Annotated in this window: 13 protein-coding genes; 9 read left to right on the top strand and 4 right to left on the bottom strand. The window is 70.6% G+C overall.

Annotation, left to right across the window (positions count from 1 at the left end; all coding sequences use genetic code 11):
• Positions 1 to 107 precede the first annotated feature (107 nt).
• From ACFY3D_RS14850 to ACFY3D_RS14810, 9 genes are all read left to right on the top strand, one after another.
• Positions 108 to 1,757, top strand: a complete 1,650-nt coding sequence (locus ACFY3D_RS14850) for a glycoside hydrolase family 13 protein (protein WP_389979489.1) — start codon at positions 108 to 110, stop codon at positions 1,755 to 1,757.
• A 38-nt stretch (positions 1,758 to 1,795) separates the two neighbouring features.
• The gene (locus ACFY3D_RS14845; protein ID WP_389979486.1) at positions 1,796 to 3,136 is read left to right on the top strand and encodes a flavin-containing monooxygenase; all 1,341 of its coding nucleotides are present in this window, start codon (positions 1,796 to 1,798) and stop codon (positions 3,134 to 3,136) included.
• A 396-nt stretch (positions 3,137 to 3,532) separates the two neighbouring features.
• Positions 3,533 to 5,452 carry a helix-turn-helix domain-containing protein gene (locus ACFY3D_RS14840; RefSeq protein ID WP_389979483.1) on the top strand — a complete coding sequence of 640 codons (1,920 nt, stop codon included), beginning with the start codon at positions 3,533 to 3,535 and terminating at the stop codon, positions 5,450 to 5,452.
• 146 nt (positions 5,453 to 5,598) lie between these two features.
• Positions 5,599 to 6,891 carry a hydroxymethylglutaryl-CoA reductase, degradative gene (locus ACFY3D_RS14835; RefSeq protein WP_344743558.1) on the top strand — a complete coding sequence of 431 codons (1,293 nt, stop codon included), beginning with the start codon at positions 5,599 to 5,601 and terminating at the stop codon, positions 6,889 to 6,891.
• Positions 6,892 to 6,897: 6 nt separating this feature from the next.
• Positions 6,898 to 8,967, top strand: coding sequence for a hydantoinase/oxoprolinase family protein (locus ACFY3D_RS14830; protein ID WP_389979479.1), 2,070 nt, complete (start codon positions 6,898 to 6,900; stop codon positions 8,965 to 8,967).
• A gap of 14 nt (positions 8,968 to 8,981) precedes the next feature.
• Positions 8,982 to 11,147, top strand: coding sequence for a hydantoinase B/oxoprolinase family protein (locus ACFY3D_RS14825; RefSeq protein ID WP_389979476.1), 2,166 nt, complete (start codon positions 8,982 to 8,984; stop codon positions 11,145 to 11,147).
• Complete coding sequence (locus ACFY3D_RS14820; RefSeq protein WP_389979473.1) at positions 11,144 to 12,394, top strand: CaiB/BaiF CoA transferase family protein; 1,251 nt, start codon at positions 11,144 to 11,146, stop codon at positions 12,392 to 12,394. Before ACFY3D_RS14825 ends, ACFY3D_RS14820 begins: the two co-directional genes overlap by 4 nt.
• Complete coding sequence (locus ACFY3D_RS14815; RefSeq protein WP_389979470.1) at positions 12,395 to 13,177, top strand: enoyl-CoA hydratase/isomerase family protein; 783 nt, start codon at positions 12,395 to 12,397, stop codon at positions 13,175 to 13,177.
• A complete protein-coding gene (locus tag ACFY3D_RS14810; RefSeq protein ID WP_389979467.1) occupies positions 13,174 to 14,109 on the top strand; it encodes a hydroxymethylglutaryl-CoA lyase in 936 nt (311 codons plus the stop codon). The genes ACFY3D_RS14815 and ACFY3D_RS14810 overlap by 4 nt, the downstream gene beginning before the upstream one ends.
• Here ACFY3D_RS14810 and ACFY3D_RS14805 read toward each other — a convergent pair.
• From ACFY3D_RS14805 to trpS, 4 genes are all read right to left on the bottom strand, one after another.
• Positions 14,090 to 15,424, bottom strand: a complete 1,335-nt coding sequence (locus ACFY3D_RS14805; protein WP_389979464.1) for an ATP-binding protein — start codon at positions 15,422 to 15,424, stop codon at positions 14,090 to 14,092. The two genes, ACFY3D_RS14810 and ACFY3D_RS14805, sit on opposite strands and share 20 nt — an antisense overlap.
• A complete protein-coding gene (locus ACFY3D_RS14800; RefSeq protein WP_389979462.1) occupies positions 15,421 to 16,320 on the bottom strand; it encodes a GAF domain-containing protein in 900 nt (299 codons plus the stop codon). The genes ACFY3D_RS14805 and ACFY3D_RS14800 overlap by 4 nt, the downstream gene beginning before the upstream one ends.
• Before the next feature lie 79 nt (positions 16,321 to 16,399).
• Positions 16,400 to 16,618 carry a hypothetical protein gene (locus tag ACFY3D_RS14795; RefSeq protein ID WP_389979459.1) on the bottom strand — a complete coding sequence of 73 codons (219 nt, stop codon included), beginning with the start codon at positions 16,616 to 16,618 and terminating at the stop codon, positions 16,400 to 16,402.
• A gap of 87 nt (positions 16,619 to 16,705) precedes the next feature.
• Positions 16,706 to 17,686 (bottom strand): tryptophan--tRNA ligase, encoded by a 981-nt coding sequence (gene trpS, locus ACFY3D_RS14790; protein WP_389979456.1) that lies wholly within the window; start codon positions 17,684 to 17,686, stop codon positions 16,706 to 16,708.
• Positions 17,687 to 17,903: the final 217 nt, after the last annotated feature.

Raw genomic sequence — 17,903 nt, 5'->3', positions numbered from 1 at the left:
GTGTTACCGTCTCTACCGGCTGCCGCCCCCTGCGGCGCTCTAGCCGACTGGAGCAGCGCATGTCGTCCCATCCCACACCCGCAGCAGATCAGGCGAGACTGTCCCGCATGTCCGACCCGGCGTGGTGGCGCCAGGCCGTCGTCTATCAGGTGTATCCGCGTAGCTTCGCCGACTCGAACGGCGACGGGGTCGGCGATCTGGGCGGCGTCCTCTCCCGAGTGGACTACCTCGCCTCCCTCTGCATCGACGCGGTGTGGCTCAGCCCCTTCTACCCGTCCGCCCTCAATGACGGCGGCTACGACGTCGACGACCACCGCGAGGTCGATCCGCTCATCGGTACACTCGAGGTCTTCGATGAGCTCGTCGACGCGCTTCACGAACGGGGCATCAAGGTCATCGTCGACCTGGTCCCGAACCACACCTCCGACCGCCACGCCTGGTTCCAGGAGGCGCTGGGTGGCGGACGCGGCTCCGCGGCGCGCGATCGTTACGTCTTCCGAGACGGTCGCGGCGAAAACGGGGATCTGCCCCCGACCGACTGGATGGCGCTTTTCGGCGGGCCGGCGTGGACGCGTGTCGAGGATGGACAGTGGTATCTGCACCTGTTCACGAAGCATCAGCCCGATCTGAACTGGCAGCGCGAAGACGTGCGGTCAGACTTCCTGCGTACATTGCGTTTCTGGGGCGACCGAGGAGTGGACGGCTTCCGGGTCGACGTCGCGATGGGCCTGGCCAAGGATCTTCGCGATCCGCTCCCGAGTTGGCAGCAGATCGTTCCGGGCCTGGCCATACTGAAGGGGCTTACCTTCGACGATCCTTTCGCGGATGGGCAGCATCCGCTCTTCGACCGCGACGAGGTGCACGACATCTACGCCGAATGGCGAGAAGTCTTCGACGGCTACGACCCGCCCTTGTTCGCCGTCGCCGAGGCGTGGGTGAAGCCTCACCGGCGCGTTCGCTACGCCAGTGCCACCGGCCTCGGCCAGGCATTCAACTTCGACCTGCTCACGGCGCCGTGGGGTGCACCCGCGGTCAGGGCGATCGTCCAGCACAATCTTGAGCTGGCCGCCCGATCCGGCAGCTCGAGCACATGGGTTTTCTCGAACCACGACGTCGTGCGACCCGCGAGCCGCCTCGCCCTCCCCGATGGTGCCGATCCCCGACTCATCCCCACCCCGACCCCGGACACCGTCGCTCTCGGTCTGCGGCGCGCCAACGCCGCGACACTGCTCTCTCTCGCCCTGCCCGGCAGCGCCTATCTCTATCAAGGCGAGGAGCTCGGCCTGCCCGAGGTGACGGACATCCCGCCAGGCCAATGGCAGGACCCGATGGCGCGCCTTGAGGACGGCGTCGCCATCACCCGAGACGGCTGCCGAGTCCCGCTTCCGTGGATTACCCAAGGACCGTCGTTCGGCTTCGGCGAGCAGACCTCACATCTGCCGCAGCCCGAGTGGTTCGGTGCGCTCTCCGTCCAAGCGCAGACCGCCGCCCCCGATTCGACCTTGTCGCTGTATCGCACCGCGCTGCGCCTCAGGCGGGATCTGCAGTGTGACGAGTCGATCGAGTGGATCGACCTCGGCGAGGACGTCATCGCGTTTCGGCGCGCCAACGGATGGACGTCGATCACGAACTTCAGCCACGATCCGATTCACCTTCCCGAGGGGAGCGTACTGATCAGCACCCAACCGGTGACCGCTGACAGACGTATCCCCGGCAACGCCACGGCATGGCTCCGAGCGGGCACGACCGCCGCGTAACCGCACCCAAAGCGCTCCCGCGACAACCGAGGAAGAGCATGACGACCCCCACGCCGATTCCCACGACAGACCTACCTGTGGTCATCATCGGCGCGGGCCCCGCGGGGCTCGCCGCCGCCCGCGCTCTCCTGGCACGCGAGATCCCCTATGTCCAGCTCGAACGTCACACCGACGTCGGCGGGATCTGGGATCTTGACAATCCGGGGACTCCGATGTACAAATCCGCGCATTTCATCTCATCACGAGACAAATCCGGCTTCTTCGATCATCCGATGCCGCAGACGTTCGGCGACTACCCGAACCGCGCCGAGATCCTCGACTACACGCGGTCCTTCGCCGACGCGTACCGGCTTCGCGACCGGATCCGATTCAACACCCGCGTCACAACCGTGACGCAGAACGACGCCACCGGCGAGTGGACGGTCACGACCGACAGCGACCGCATCCAGGCGGCAGCCATCATCTGTTGCACGGGCGTGACATGGGACCCGAAGATGCCGGAGGTCTCCGGCGCCTTCATCGGGGAGACGCGCCACTCCGTGACCTACACGGATCCCCGGGAGTTCGAGGGCAGGCGCGTCCTCATCGTCGGCCTCGGGAACTCGGGCGCCGATATCGCGTGTGATGCGGCGGCACACGCCGACAAGGCGTTCATCAGCACCCGCCGCGGGTATCACTTCATCCCCAAACACATCATGGGCAAACCGTCGGACACATCTGAACACCTGCCGATCTGGGTTGAACGCCTGCTCTACAGGACCGTCTCGCCGATCATGATCGGCGACGTCCGCCGGTGGGGACTGCCGAGCCCGGATCATAAGCTCTTCGAGTCACACCCGCTCATCAACACGCAGCTCCTCCACTACCTGCAGCACGGCGACATCACCGCGAAACCCGGCATCTCCCGATTCGACGGCAAGGACGTCCTCTTCACCGATGGCAGCCGCGAGGAGGTCGACCTCGTCCTGTTCGCCACCGGCTACAACATGTCGATCCCCTACCTCCCACCGGATTACATGGAATGGGCGGGAGGCAGACCCAAGATGTTCCTCAACGCGTTCGCTCGCCGGCCGGGGCTGTTCGGAATCAGCTATATCGAGGTGAACTCAAGCGCGTACACGCTATTCGACCGGATCGCCCACCTCATCGCCGAGCATCTGGCCGACACCCGATCGAACCCCGATCGCATCAGATCGTTCCGACACATCGTGGAGTCGGAAAGCCCCGACCTCTCGGGTGGCATCAGATTCGTAGGCAGCGACCGGCACGCCACCTATGTCGAGGTCCGTGCCTACAAACGCGAGCTGCGCAGACTCGCACGCAGAATGGGATGGCAAGACCTCACCCCCGGACGCTTCAACGCGCTCCTACACCCATGACCCGGACTCCGGCCTTCCAACGACGGTGGTGCCGGACAGCGTCCATGTCGTCTTGCGCCCAGCCCTTGCGGAGTCCGGAGCAGCCGCACCGCCAACTCCCGCACCGGCGGATCAACCTCGCCGTGCTCCGGCGGCTCAGCCGGGGGCCCGGGCCTACAGCTCCGGCCGTACCTGGAGAATCGGCTCTTGCGATCAGTATGGGACTGTCTGCGATCACTCTGATCGGCACGCGTCAGCCCTGTTGTCCGGGCCGGCAGGGAAGGATCGGGCCGGTGGATCCGGGCGCCGACCGGCTGTGGCGCATCGTCCACCTGCTTGAGGAAGGGCTGCCGACGCCCGGATACACAGCGGCCACGTCCATACCGGCACGTGAGACGGGGCCCATATGCTGGGAACATGGTATTGCCCGCGCAGCGGGCGCTGGTGCCCCTGGACTCGGTGCTCGGACTGCTGGACCTGCTGCTCGATGAGACGGCCGACGAGCAGAGCGCCGTCGCGCCGCTCGCCGAGTCGCTCGACGGCGTCGAGCTGGCCGGCGTGCTGCGGCGGACGCGGCGGGTGCGGGCGGCGCTGGCGCGGTGGCGTCGGCGCGATCAAGAACTGTCCGCGCTGCTGTCCAGCGCGCGTGAGCTGGCCGAGCTGCGCGATCTGGACGCGCTGCTGGACCGCCTGGTGGCCCGGGCGCATGGCCTGGTGGGCACCGACGTGACGTACCTGTCGGAGTTCGATCAGGAGACCGATGAGTTGCGGGTGCGCTCGACGCTGGGCACGTTCGCGCCCGAGTTCCGCCGGCTTCGGGTGCCCCCGGGAAAGGGCCTGGCCGGCAAGGTCGTGTCCACGCGCAGCCCGCAGTGGACGACGAACTACGACCACTATCTCGACGTCCCGCATGACGCGGAGATCGACGAGGCCGTGCGGGCCGAGGGGCTGGTGTCGCTGCTTGGTGTGCCGCTGGTGGCGGGCGACCGCGTGCTGGGGGTGCTGTTCGCGGCCAACCGCGACGAGCACGCGTTCACGCCCGAGGAGATCGTGCTGCTGTCGGCGTTCGCCGACCACGCGGCCGTGGTGTTGCAGACGGTGCACCTGCTGGCGCAGGCCCGCGCGTCGGCCGAGGCGGCGCGGGCGGCCAACGAGGATCTCGCGCGCACCATGGCGGCGAGGGAACGCGCCAGCGCGGTGCATCAGGACCTCACCAATGCGGTGTTGCGCGGGGGCACCGCGCACGAGGTGGCCCGGACGCTCGCCGCCTCGCTGGGACGGTCGGTGGAGATATTCGACCGCGACCTGGCCCCGCTCGCCTCGGCGCGGACCGATGCCTCGCGGGAGTCCTCGCCCGTGACCGCGCACGTACGCGCCGCGGTCGAGCGTAGCCGCACCACGGGGCGGTGCGTGTTCCTGGACCCGTCGGATGACGGGGCGTCTGTCGTGGTCGCCGTGGTGGCCGCCGAGACGCTGCTCGGCGCGATCCTCGTCGGCCACGGCGATCTCGCGCTGGGCTCGGTCGAGCGGCGCACGATCGAGCGCGCGGCGCAGATCGTGGCCCTGCTGGCGCTGAAGCGGGAGGCCGTCGCCGAGGCCGAGGAGCGGGTGCGGGGGGAGCTGATCTCCGACATCCTGCTGGGCGACGGCACACACCGCGAGGAGCTGATGTTGCGGGCCCGCGCCCGCGGGGTCCGTCTGGAGTCGCTGCGCATGGTCGTCGCGGTGCTGGTGCCGCGTGACCGGCGCAGGGCGGCCGTGCAGGCGCTCGGCACCTGGCGCCCTGGCCTGCTGGCCGGTGAGCACGCGGGCTGTGTGGTCGTGCTGACGGACGCGGCCGACCCCGACGGCGCGGCGACCGAGGTCCGTGAGTGCGTGCGCCCGCTGACGGGGCCGCCGGTGCTCGTGGTGGCCGACGCGCCCGTCGCCACATGGGGCGAACTGGGCGCCCGGTTCGAGCCGCTGCGCCAGTGCGCCGATCTGCTGCACGGCATGGGCATCCAGGACACGGCCGTCAACGCGGCGGCCTACCAGCCGTACCTGGCCCTGTTCGGCGCCGGGCGCGACGGGATCGTCGCGTTCACCGAGGCGGTGCTCGGGCCGGTGCTGCGCTGGGACCGCGATCATTCGACCGACCTGGTGAAGACGTTGCGCACCTACATCGACTCGCACTGCAGCCCGGCGCGGGCGGCGCGAGCGCTGAACATGCACATCAACACGGTCAACCAGCGTCTGGACAGGATCACCCTGCTGCTCGGCCCGCCGTGGCGCGAGCCGGAGCCGTTCTTTCGCGTCACCGTGGCCGTACGTATGCACGCCCTCGCGACCGGTCTGTGATCTACGTCGGTTCACACATGGCAATGGCTTCAACGGCGTGTGATTCACCCATGGGCGTGGCGTTCCGGTCGGACCTAGCCTTCCGCACAAGCCGTTTGCGTTTCGGCTCGATCAACAGCCTGTTTCGGCGGTATGCGGGAGGCATCGTGGGTGTTCACAGTCGGCTGACGGGGTTACGCGACCTGTCGCCCGGGGAGCGGCGGGCCCTCGCCGCGAAGAGCGCCGGGCTCGATCCCGGCGCGCTCGACGTACTCGATCCGGCCGCCGGGCTCACCCTGGACCAGGCCGACCACATGATCGAGAACGTCCTCGGGGTCCTCGGGGTGCCGGTGGGCGTGGCCACGAACTTCAGAGTCAACGGATCCGACGTCCTGGTGCCGATGGCGACGGAGGAGCCGTCGGTGGTCGCCGCGGCGAGCAACGCCGCGCGCATCGCCCGGATACACGGCGGCTTCGCCACGACGTGCTCGGCGCCGATCATGCAGGCGCAGGTGCAGGTGCTGGGCGCGGCCGACCCCCACGCGGCGCGGCTGCGGCTGCTGGAGGCGCGTGGCGAGCTCGCCGAGCTGGCGAACGCGCAGGACCCGCGCCTGGTGGAGTTCGGCGGCGGCGTACGGGACATCACCGTACGGCTCGTGCCGTCGGGCGAGGACGTCTACGTCGTTCTCCACCTCGTGGTCGACGTGCGGGACGCGATGGGCGCCAACGCGGTGAACACGATGGCGGAGGCCGTGGCGACCAGGGTGGGTGAGATCGCCGGAGGCCGTACCCTGCTGCGGATCCTGACCAACAAGGCGGACCTGCGCCTGGCCAGGGCACGCGCCGTCTTCGACGCCGAGGCCCTCGGGGGCTCGCAGGTGGTGCGGGACATCGTGCACGCGGCGGCGCTGGCCGAGGCCGATCCGTACCGGGCGGCGACCCACAACAAGGGCATCATGAACGGCGTCACCGCCGTGGTGCTGGCGACGGGCAACGACACCCGCGCGGTCGAGGCGGGCGCGCACTCCCACGCGGTCGCCCCGGACGGTCGCTACACCTCCCTGTCCCACTTCGAACGCGACGCGGAGGGCAACCTGTCCGGCTCCCTGGAACTGCCCATGCCGGTCGGTCTGGTCGGCGGGGCCACGAAGGTGCACCCGGTGGCGCGCGCGGCGGTGCGGCTGCTGGGGGTGCGGACCGCGAGCGAGCTGGCCGGTGTCGTCGCCGCGGTCGGGCTCGCGCAGAACCTCGCCGCACTGCGGGCCCTGGCCACCGAGGGCATCCAGCGAGGACACATGTCACTGCACGCGCGCAACGTGGCGGTGACCGCGGGCGCGAGCCCCGAGGAGATCCCCACAGTGGTCGCGCGCATGCTCGCCGCCAAGGCGGTACGCGCCGACCGTGCCGAGCAGATCCTGGCCGAACTCCGTGTCGGAGCCGGTACAGCCGAAGGAGACTGAGAAGCCATGGTTTTGGACGTGGGTATCGACGTCGGGGGCACCTTCACCGACGCCGTCGCCATCGCCGACGGCCGCGCCGTGCGCGGCAAGGCGTTCTCGACACCGGACGTGACCACCGGCATCCTCGCCGCGCTGAGCATTCTGCGCGAGCAGGTCGGGCTGAGCGAGGCGGAGTTCTACCCGGCGATCGACCGGTTCGTGCTCGGCAACACCATCGTCACCAACGCGGTGGACGAGCAGAAGTACGCCCGGGTGGGGCTGCTGACCACCCAGGGCTTCCGGGACACGCTGCGGATCGCCCGCTCCGCGCGTACCGACGAGCGCGACTCGCACAAGCTGGCGCCGCCGCCGGACATCGTGGACCGGCGTCTGATCGTCGAGGTGCCCGAACGCGTCGACGCGTACGGCACCGTGCTGGTGCCGCTGTCGCCCGGCGCTGTGCGTACGAGCGTGGAGCAGGTGCTCGCGGCCGGCGCCGAGTCGATCGCGGTGTGCCTGCTGTGGTCCTTCCGCAACGACGCGCACGAGCGGGCGATCGCCGATCATCTGCGCGAGCACCACCCGGACGTGCCCTACTCGCTGTCCAGCGCGCTGACGCCGGTGTACCGGGAGTACGAGCGCATGGTGACGACGGCGCTGGACGCGGCGGTCAAGCCGATCGTCGCGACCCACTTCCAGCAGCTCGCCGACGCCCTGGCCGCCAAGGGGCTGCGCACCAGGGTGCAGATCATGCAGGTACACGGCGGGTTCCTCTCGGTCGAGGAGACCGCGCGGGCACCGATCTCGATGTTCAACTCCGGCCCGGTCGGCGGGGTGACCGGCGCGCGCCTGCTCGGCATGCGGCTGGGCCGGCGCCGGGTGCTCACCGCCGACATGGGCGGTACCAGCCTCGACGCCGCCGCGATCATCGACGACGAGCTGCGGGTGCTGCCGCGAGCCGAGATAGGCGGGCTACCCACCAGCCTCACCGCGGTGGACATCGAGACCATCGGCGCCGGGGGCGGCAGCCTGGGCTGGATCGACGGCCGCGGGGTGCTGCGCGTCGGCCCGCACAGCGCCGGTTCCGTGCCCGGGCCCGCCTGCTACGGCAAGGGCGGCGAGCGTCCGGCCGTGACCGACGCCGCGCTGGTCATGGGGCTGATCAACCCCGAGTACTACCTGGGCGGGACGGTCCCCCTGTCGCCGGGCAAGGCGCGCGAGGCGATCCGGCGGCACCTCGCCGGCCCGCTCGGGCTGTCCGAGGACGCCGCCGCGCACGGCATGTACCGGCTGGCGACCTCACAGATGGCCAACGCGCTACGCAAGATCACCGTCAACCGCGGGCACGATCCCCGTGAGTTCACCCTGGTCGGCTTCGGCGGCGCCTGCGGGCTGTTCGCCGCCGCGATCGCCGCCGATACGGGAGTGGGCGAGGTGGTCATCCCACGTAACGCCGCCGTGTTCTCGGCGTACGGGCTCATGCACGCCGACTCGGTCTTCTCCGCGGTTCAGACCAGCCCGTGGACGATGGACCAGCCGGCCGAGGCGCTGGAGAGGGAGTTCGCCGTCCTGGAACAGCGGGCGCGCGACTGGTTCGACGCCGAGGGCATCCCCCAGGACCGCCGCGCGGTCTTCCGCGAGGCCGACATGAAGTTCGTCGGCCAGATCTTCGAGGTGACCACGCGCCTGCCCGAGGAGCCGTTCCGGGAGGGCGACAAGGAGACGCTGCGCCGCCGGTTCGTGGCGGACTACGAGGCCGAGTTCGGCACCGGCACCGCGTGGACCGAGGCCGAGGTGCTGCTGGTCAACTCGCGAGTACGGGCGGTCGGCCGCACCGAGACGCAGACCGTGACCGAGACCCCCGGCCAGGAGCGGCACACCGTCACCACGCGGGAGGTCGTCGAGCCGCTGTCCGGCCACCGCCGCCACGTCGAGGTGCACCGGGGGTTCGGCGCGCTCGGCAAGGCCGAGGGCCCGTGCCTGATCGAGGAACCCGACACCACCGTCTACGTGCCGCCGGCCGCGACGGTCGAGGTCATCGACGGTGGGCACTTCCTCATCCGCCTGAACCACGCCGGCGCCGGCGACGCCGCCTGATCGAAGGAGACCCCGTGAGCTCACCGACGTCCGACGACTTCGACCCGGTCACGCTGGAAGTGATCAGGATGCGCCTCGACTCGATCGTCGAGGAGATGGGCATCGCGATGATCCGGTCCTCCGGATCGCCCGTCATCACCGAGGCCGGTGACTTCAACACCGCGCTGTTCGATCCCGAGGGACGCATCTACGCGTACTCGGACTACGTGCAGTTCCACATCGGGTCGGGCAGCGTCGCCGTCCGCAACCTCGTCGAGGCCATCCGGGGCGAGCCGTTGTATCCGGGCGACGCTTTCATCTGCAACGACCCGCACACCGCGGGGGCGAGCCACCCGCCCGACACCAACGTGATCTCCCCGATCTTCCACGGCGCGGAGCTGATCGGCTGGGCACAGTCGCAGGCGCATCTGCTCGACGTCGGGGGCATGACCCCCGGTGGCTTCGCGCCCGGTGCGTACGACTGCTACAGCGAGGCCCTGCGGCTGCCGCCCGGGGTCAAGGTCTTCGAGCGGGGCGAGCCGGTCGAGTGGGTCCGGCGGATCCTGCTCAACAACGTCCGTGTCCCCGTGCCGTACTGGAACGACGTGCGCAGCCTCGTCGCGAGCAACAACACCGGCATCCGCCGGCTGCTCGCCACGATCGCCGAGTTCGGGCCCGACCGCTTCCGGGCGTACACGCGGCGCAACTTCGAGATCGCCGAGCAGGTCGTGCGCGACCGGCTGGCCCGGCTGCCCGACGGCGTGTGGGAGGCGGAGGAGTGGACCGAGCACAACGGGCACACCGACGATCTCTACCGGGTCCGGTGCACGCTGACCAAGCGCGGCGATCAGGTCACGCTGGACTTCACCGGTTCCAGCCCGCAGACCGACGGGTTCGTCAACTGCAGCTACGGGGCCCTGGTGGGCAGCGTCGCCACCGCCGTCGTGCCGATCCTGGCGTGGGACGTGCCGTTCAACGAGGGCGTCATGACGGCCTTCGAGGTGGTCGCCGAGCCGGGGAGCATCGTCAACCCGCGCCCGCCGGCGCCGATCAGCAACGGCCACCTCACCACCGGGGCCCGGGTGAGCAGACTGATCACCAAGCTGTTCAACGAGCCGTGCCGGGCCAGTGACGACCCCGTGCTCCGGGAGCGTACGCAGGGTGTCTGGGCCGACTCCTGGACGGGCGGGATCTCGGCCGGAACCCGTGACAACGGCGACTACTTCGTGCTGTTCAACATGGACGGCGGCGGCATGGGGGCCGGCGCCCAGCCCGAGGCCGACGGCCTCGACTGCGCCGGAATGATGACGCAGATGAACAACATGCTGCCGGATGTGGAGATGAACGAGATGCTCTACCCGGTGCTCTACCTGTGGAAGCGGCTCTCTCCCGCCAGCGCGGGCCACGGCGCGCACCGGGGCGGCCTCGGCCACGAATTCGCCTGGACACTGCACGGCGCGAGCGAGGTGACACAGACCGTGTTCGCGCCCAGCGCCCAGGTGCCCGCCGACGGCTACGGGGGCGGCCTGCCCGGCGGCGGCAGCGGCCACCTTCTGTGCCGCGACACCGACGTGTGGCGGCTCATGTCCGGCGGCGCCGTCCCCACCGAGGAGAACCTCTCCGCGGCCACCAGGCAGTTGCTGGACATCAACCAGTACGACCTCACCGTCCGGCGCGGCGACGTCTTCGTCCAGTGGATCGCCGGAGGAGGCGGTTACGGCGACCCCCTGCTGCGCGACCCGGCGCGGGTCGCGCAGGACGTCGGTGACGGCTACGTGACCGCGGCCGCGGCCGAGCGTGTTTACGGCGTGGTGCTCGACGGCGACCATGCCGACCTCGCCGCGACCGCCGGGCGCAGGGCCGCGCTCCGCGCGGAACGGCTGGGCGGCACACCCCCCGCGGCGGCGGTCCTGGACACGATGACCGGCGTCGCCGGAGCCTCCGTCCCGCAGCGGGGACGGGACGGCCACTGGTACTGCCCGGCCAGCGGGGCCCGGATCGGCACCGCCGACGACTGGCGCGACGACGCCGTGATCCGGACCCGTCCCGCCGCCGAACGCCTCGCCGAGTTCGGCGTGCGGATCCGGCCCCGGTCCGGAGAGCCCGCCGTCCTGCTGGACGAGTTCGTCAGCCCGGCCTGCGGCACCCTGCTGGAGACCAGGGTGCGCGTGGCCGCGCCGGAGGAGGTGTGCGCCCGATGACCGCCGAGACCTGGGACGGCGACGGCCTCGTCCCGGCGGAGCGCGGGCCTCTCGCCGGAGTCGTGGTGCTGGACATCACCCGGGTGGTCGCGGGCCCGTTCTGCTCGATGATTCTCGCCGACCTCGGTGCGACGGTGATCAAGGTCGAGCGGCCGAGCGAACCGGACTACGCCCGCGACTTCCCCCCTCATCTGCCGGCCGCCGACGGGAGCACGTTCAGCGCGTTCTTCGCGCAGTACAACCGCGGCAAGCTCGGGCTCACCCTCGACCTGGCGACGTCCGACGGGCGAGACCTGCTCAAGCGGCTCGTGCGCCGGGCCGACGTGCTGGTGGAGAACTTCCGGCCGGGCACCATGGACAAGCTCGGCGTCGGGCCCGCCGTCCTGCGCGCGGAGAACCCCCGTCTGGTCTACACCGCCATCTCCGGCTTCGGCCAGACCGGGCCGTACCGGAGCAGGCCGGCCTACGACAACTCCGCGCAGGCCACCGGCGGCCTGTGGTCGATGAACGGCTACGCCGACCGGCCCCCGGTCCGGGTCGGCACGATCATCGGCGATCTGTCGGCCACCCTGTACGCCGTCATCGGCACCCTGGCCGCCTTGCGGCACGCCGAACGCACCGGTGAGGGTCAGCTCGTCGACGTGTCGCAACAGGACTCGGTGCTGTCGCTGACCGAGAACGCGGTCGTGTCGTACACGGTGGACGGCGAGGTGCCCAGGCCGTTGGGCAACCAGCACCCGTTCGTACGCCCGTACGAGCTGTACCCGTGCAGGGACGGGTACGTCTTCTTCGGGGGCTACACCGACAAGTTCTGGCGGCTGACGTGCACGATGTTCGGCCGTCCCGAACTCGCCGGTGACCCGGAGATCGACACCATGGCCAAGCGGTTCGACCCCGGTGTCTACTCTCACCGGATCCGTCCGCTTCTGCACGACTGGTTCGCGTCACGCACCCGCGCCGAACTCGAAGAACTGGCCGGCGACCAGGTGCCGCTGAGCGCGGTCAGGACCATCGCGGAAGTGGTGGACGATCCGCAGATCGCCGCGCGCGACATGATCGTCGACGTCGAGTACCCGGACTTCGGGCCGTTGCGTATGTTCGGCCAGCCGATCAAGCTCGACGTCACCCCCGCCCGGCCGCGTACGCTCGCCCCGCGCCCCGGCGAGCACACCGACGCCGTACTGCGGGGCCTGCTGGACCTCTCCCCGCAGCGGATCGCCGAACTCCGCGCCGCGGGGGTGATCTGATTGACCATCGGCTTCGAGCGGGACGGGTCCACGGCCATCATCTCCTTCGCCCGTCCCGCCAAGCTCAACGCGCTGACCCTGGCCATGTACGACGAGCTCGCCGACGCCTTCGCCCGGGTGCGGGACGACGACACGATCGCCGCCGCCATCCTCACCGGCGAGGGGGAACGCGCGTTCTGCGTCGGCGCGGACCTGGGCGAGTCGATCCCCGCGCTGGCCGAGGGGCGGTTCGACATCTCCCGCTGGGACGGCGCGCACCAGAAGCACACCAGCCTGTTCAAACCGGTGATCGCCGCCGTCAACGGCCTGTGTCTGGGCGGCGGGTTCGAGATCATGCTCTCCACCGACCTGCGGGTCGCGAGCGAGGACGCCGAGTTCGGCCTTCCCGAGCCGGGCGTCGGAGTGGTGCCGGCCGGGGGCACACTCGCCCGGCTGACCCGGCAGATCCCGTACGCCTGGGCCATGCGGTTGCTGCTGCTCGGCGAGCGCGTCCCGGCCGCCGAAGCGCTGCGACTGGGCCTGCTCAACGCCGTCGTACCGGCGCAGGAGGTGATGCCGACGGCGCTCGCGTGGGCCCACCGGATCGGCGGGCTGTCCGGCACCGCGGTCGCGACGATCAAGCAGGCCGTCCTGCGCCTGGGCGACCTCCCGCTCCACCAGGCGTTCCACGCCGAGGCGCTCTACGGGCAGCGGGCCTTCACCTCGCCCGACGCCCGCGAGGGCCTGGCGGCCTTCGCCGCCCGCCGATCACCCGAGTTCCCCTCACGCAAGGGGCAAGGGTGAACCGCTACGGAGTCGACCCGTTGCCCAGCCTGCCCGGCCGGATAACGATCTGGGAGGTAGGGCCACGGGACGGCCTGCAGAACGAGGCCGCGATCCTGCCGGTCGAGGTGAAGGTCGAGCTCGTCGAGCGGCTCGTCGACGCCGGGCACACCGTCGTGGAGACCACCTCGCTGGTGCATCCGAAATGGGTGCCGCAGCTCGCCGACGCCGAAGAGGTGCTGCGCCGGCTGAAGCGGCGCGACGGCGTGCGCTACCCGGTGCTCGTCCCGAACGAACGCGGCCTGGACCGGGCGATCGGCCTCGGGCTCACCGACGTCGCCGTCTTCGCCAGCGCCACCGAATCCTTCGCCAGGGCCAACCTGAACCGGACCGTCGCCCAGTCGCTGGAGATGTTCGCCCCTGTGGTCGCCCGCGCCCGCGAGGCGGGCCTGGGCGTGCGAGGCTACCTGTCGATGTGCTTCGGCGACCCGTGGGAGGGCGAGGTGCCGATTCCCCAGGTCGTCGCGGTCGCGACGCGGCTGCTCGCGCTCGGCTGCACCGAGCTCGGCCTCGGCGACACGATCGGCGTCGCGACCCCCGGCCGGGTCGCCACGCTGCTCGACGCCCTGGTGGGCGCCGGGGTGCCGGTCGGACGGATCGGCGTGCACTTCCACGACACCTACGGCCAAGCCCTGGCCAACACCCTCGTCGCGCTCGGCCGCGGGGTCACCACGGTCGACGCGTCCGCCGGCGGCCTCGGCGGCTGCCCCTACGCCAGGAGCGCCACCGGTAACCTCGCCACCGAGGACCTGCTCTGGCAACTGGCCGGACTCGGCATCGACACCGGAGTGGACCTGGGCAAGCTGGTCGAGACGAGCGCCTGGCTCGCCGCGCGTCTGAACCGTCCGAGCCCTTCGCGTACGGTCCGGGCCCTCACGCCGTCCGCGTGTTGAGCGGGAGGCGGAGGACGAAGTGTGCTCCGCCCGAGGGCGCGTCCTCGGCGTGGAGGGTGCCGTGGTGGGCGTGGGCGATGTCACGGGCGATGGCCAGGCCGAGCCCGGTGCCGCCGCGGTCGCGGCTGCGGGCGGTGTCCAGCCGGGCGAAACGCTGGAAGATGTGCTCGCGCTCCGCTGGAGGCACGCCCGGGCCGTCGTCGGTGACGCTGAGCTCGGCCATGCCTCCGGCGCGGCGCACCGTGACCAGCACGTCGCGCGCGGCGTGCCGTTGCGCGTTGTCCAGCAGGTTGTCCAGCACCCGGCGGATCTGTTCCGGGACGGCGTCGGCCGTCACGTCGGCGGTGAGGTCGAGCCGGGCCGGGTGCGGATCGTCGGTGCGGCGCGCGGTTCCGGCCTTGGCCAGTACGGCCAGGTCGACGGACTCCAGGGCGGCGGGCGGTGCCGCTCCGATCCGGGCCAGCATGAGGAGGTCGCTGATGATGGCCTGCAGCCGGTCCACATCGCCCAGGGCGTGTTCCATCAGGTCGGCGAGGTCGGTCTCGTCGGGGTGAAGCCGCGCCTCCTCCAACGTGACCCGTAGCCCGGCCAGCGGGGTGCGCAGTTCGTGCGAGGCGTCGGTGGTGAAGCGTCGCTGGAGGTCGAGCGCCTGCTGCAACGACGCGGTGACGCGCTCCAGCTCCGCGGATATCGCGTGCTCGCGGGTGTAGCGGCGGGCGTTGTCGACGCACACCGCGGCGCGGCCGACCAGTTCCTCGGCCAGGGCGAGGTCGTCCTCCTCGAACGCGTCCTTGCCCGTGGCGCGATAGAAGCTCACCACGCCGAGCGTGACGCCCCGGGCCCGCATCGGCACCGCGATGAGCGAGTGGATGCCCTGCTCACAGATTCTCCGGCAGCGCTCGGGATCTTGCGCCAGCCACCCGAAGGTGTTGGACAACACCGAGCCGAGCACCGGCTGCTCGGTGGCGAGGCTGCGCCCCTGCGGCGTGGACGGGAGCGGGTGGATGAGCACGCCAAGCTGGTGCAGAGCGGTCCCCTCCCTGATGCCCGTGAGGGCGACCCGGCGCTGCCCCGCGTCCATGCTGCCGGGCTCCTCGCCCCGCAGGACGCAGTCGGTCAGGTCGACGGCGACGTAGTCGGCGAACCGGGGGACGGCGACCTGGGTCAGTTCCTCGGCGGTCCGGGTGACCTCCAGGGTGGTGCCGATGCGGGAGCCGGCGTCGCACAGCAGGCTGAGTCGCTCGCGCGCCCGCAGGGCGAGCCGGCCGATGCCCGGCTCGCTCACGGCGAGCAGCCACTCCTCGGTTCCGATCATCTTCCCCTGTTCGGCCGGGCCCGCTGGCCGTCGGTGAACCGCGCCTTCACCGCGATGGCGGTGGAACCGTTGATCGGCTGGGCCACGAGCGTGGCGGTGCGGCCGTCCGAGATGACCATCTTCACCACCGCCGCCCGGCCCTGCGCGACCAGCCTCACGGCGGCGTCCTCCAGGGCGAGCCGATCACGGCGGCACAGGTCAAAGGGCGTGGAAGCCGTCGGGGCGCCTCCATCCGGTGCCCGGAGGAACTCCTCCATCAGGGCCCGCTCGCGGTCGGCCGCCATTTCGAACAGGCGCTGCTCGACGGCGGCGACCGATCGCCGGACCAGGACCATCATCTCCGCGTTGGCCGTGTCGTTCGGGCCGACGACGCTGATGACCCCGTTCACCCGCCCGCTGAGCGGGTGGCGTATCGGGGCGCCTACGCCGGTGAGCCCGCGCAGTTCCTCCGCGAAGTGCTCATTGCCGGTGACCTGGAAGATTCGCCGTTCCACCAGCGCCGAGCCGAAGGCGTTGGTGCCCATGTCCGCCTCGGCGAAGCGGAACCCGGGCGCGGCGCCGACCGCGTCCAGAGTCCGGGACAGGGCCGGTTCGCCCTCGTTGCGCAGGAACATGACCCCATTCGCATCGCCCAGGAACATGCTCACCGGGGTGCCCCCGACGACGGTACGCAGCCGCTCGAACACGGGCCGGGCCGCGCGCACCACTCCGCAGTCGAAGTCAAGATCACCAAGCAGGCGCGGCTGCACGGTGCCGGGCGTGAGTCCCGCCTCCTGGCACCGCCGCCACGAATGCAGGGTCACGGCGCGTACGTCATTCCCCGTGAGCTTCCCATCCAGGAACCGCTCCACGAGCTTCTCGTCGGGCCCTCCCCCGCCGTTCCAGCCATCTGCCATCCGGCTCACTCCAAAGCCTTCCACCTGGTGAGCTTTATGCGCCTTCCGCCCAGAATACGGAGGAACCACATCTCGAATCTCATACCCCGGCAAAGAAATGCCAGGTCCTGGCATTCCTCGGCAGAGGCCGCCATGCCGGCGCACCCTCAGATGGGGCCTTGCGCTCGCGCGGCAGTTCGCGCGCCCGCAGGAAGGCCAGGTGATCCTCCCGCCCGTGCCGATGGCCGACCTGGCCGGGCCACAGGCGTCGGCTGCGCTCGTCGATGTAGTCCAGGGAGCCTGCGATGAGGTCGAGCATGTGGATCGATCGTGGCCGTGTCGGATCGGGTGTACTCCTCGCCGGTACGCGGGTAGACCGGAGAGGTATGCGCATGATCGGTCCGGCTCATCCGGGGAGTAGACCGATCGCCGCCTTGGCCTGGCGTACCTTCGCGCCGGCCGGTCCGCGGGCACGGTCGGCACCGGCCCGCAGCACCGCCTGGACGTGCCGCGGGTCCTCGGCCAGTCGCAGGTAGCGGTCCCGGAGGGGGGCGAGGGTGGCCACCACCGCGTCGGCGACCGCTTCCTTCAACTCGCCGTACCGGTCGAACCGCCCGGCCAGCCGCTGAGGCTCGTCGCCGGTGCAGGCGGCCAGGATGGCGAGCAGGTTGGATACTCCCGGTTTGTGTTCCGGGTCGTAGCTCACCACGGTGTCGGCGTCGGTGACCGCACGCATCACCTTGCGCCGCAGGACGTTCGGCTCGTCGAGCAGCCGAAGCACCCCCGCCGCCGAGGGGGCCGACTTGCTCATCTTGTCGCCGGGTGACGTCAGGTCCATGATGCGGGCGGCGACCGGCGGGTTGACCGCCCGGGGGACGGTGAAGGTGGGGCCGTAGCGGGTGTTGAACCGCTGGGCGACGTCGCGGGCCAGCTCCACATGCTGGCTCTGGTCCTCGCCGACCGGCACCTCGTCGGTGTCGTACAGCAGGATGTCGGCGGCCATCAGGATCGGATAGGTCAGCAGCGACATCCGGACCTGGTTCTGACGGCCGGACTTCTCCTTGAACTGGATCATGCGCTGGGCCTCGCCGTACCCGGTGGTGCACTCCAGCAGGTAGTGCAGTTCGGCGTGCTCGGGGACGTGCGACTGGACCAGGAACAAAGACGCCTCGGGGTCCGCGCCCGCGGCCAGCAGGATGGTCGCGAATTCCAGCGTCCGCCGCCGCACCTCGGCCGGATCATGCTCCAGAGTCAGGGAGTGCAGGTCGGAGATGAACACCACCGTGTCCGTGACGGCCTGCTTGGCGACTATCGGGGCGATCGCGCCGATGTAGTTGCCCAGATGCAGGTCGCCGGACGGGGTGAAGCCGGTGAGTCGTCGTGGCATCGGTTTGGCTCCCTTGGGATCGGGAGGCCGCCCTGGCCGGGCCACCGAGGTGCGAACACACGAAACGGCCGCCCGAACCGGGCGGCCGCGTTGTCAGGTACGCGGATGAACGGTGCCGCCCGTCAGGGGCGCCACCAGCCAAGGAACAAGAAGATCGTCCGCATGCCGAGACCATACCATCCGGCGGGCGGAGATCGCAGTCAAGCCGACGATGATT

It is taken from the genome of Streptosporangium sp. NPDC000509, from assembly GCF_042898365.1.
GTDB lineage: Bacteria > Actinomycetota > Actinomycetes > Streptosporangiales > Streptosporangiaceae > Streptosporangium.
The sequence above is the reverse complement of the archived record's forward strand: the minus strand, read 5'-3'. Positions and strand labels throughout refer to the sequence as shown.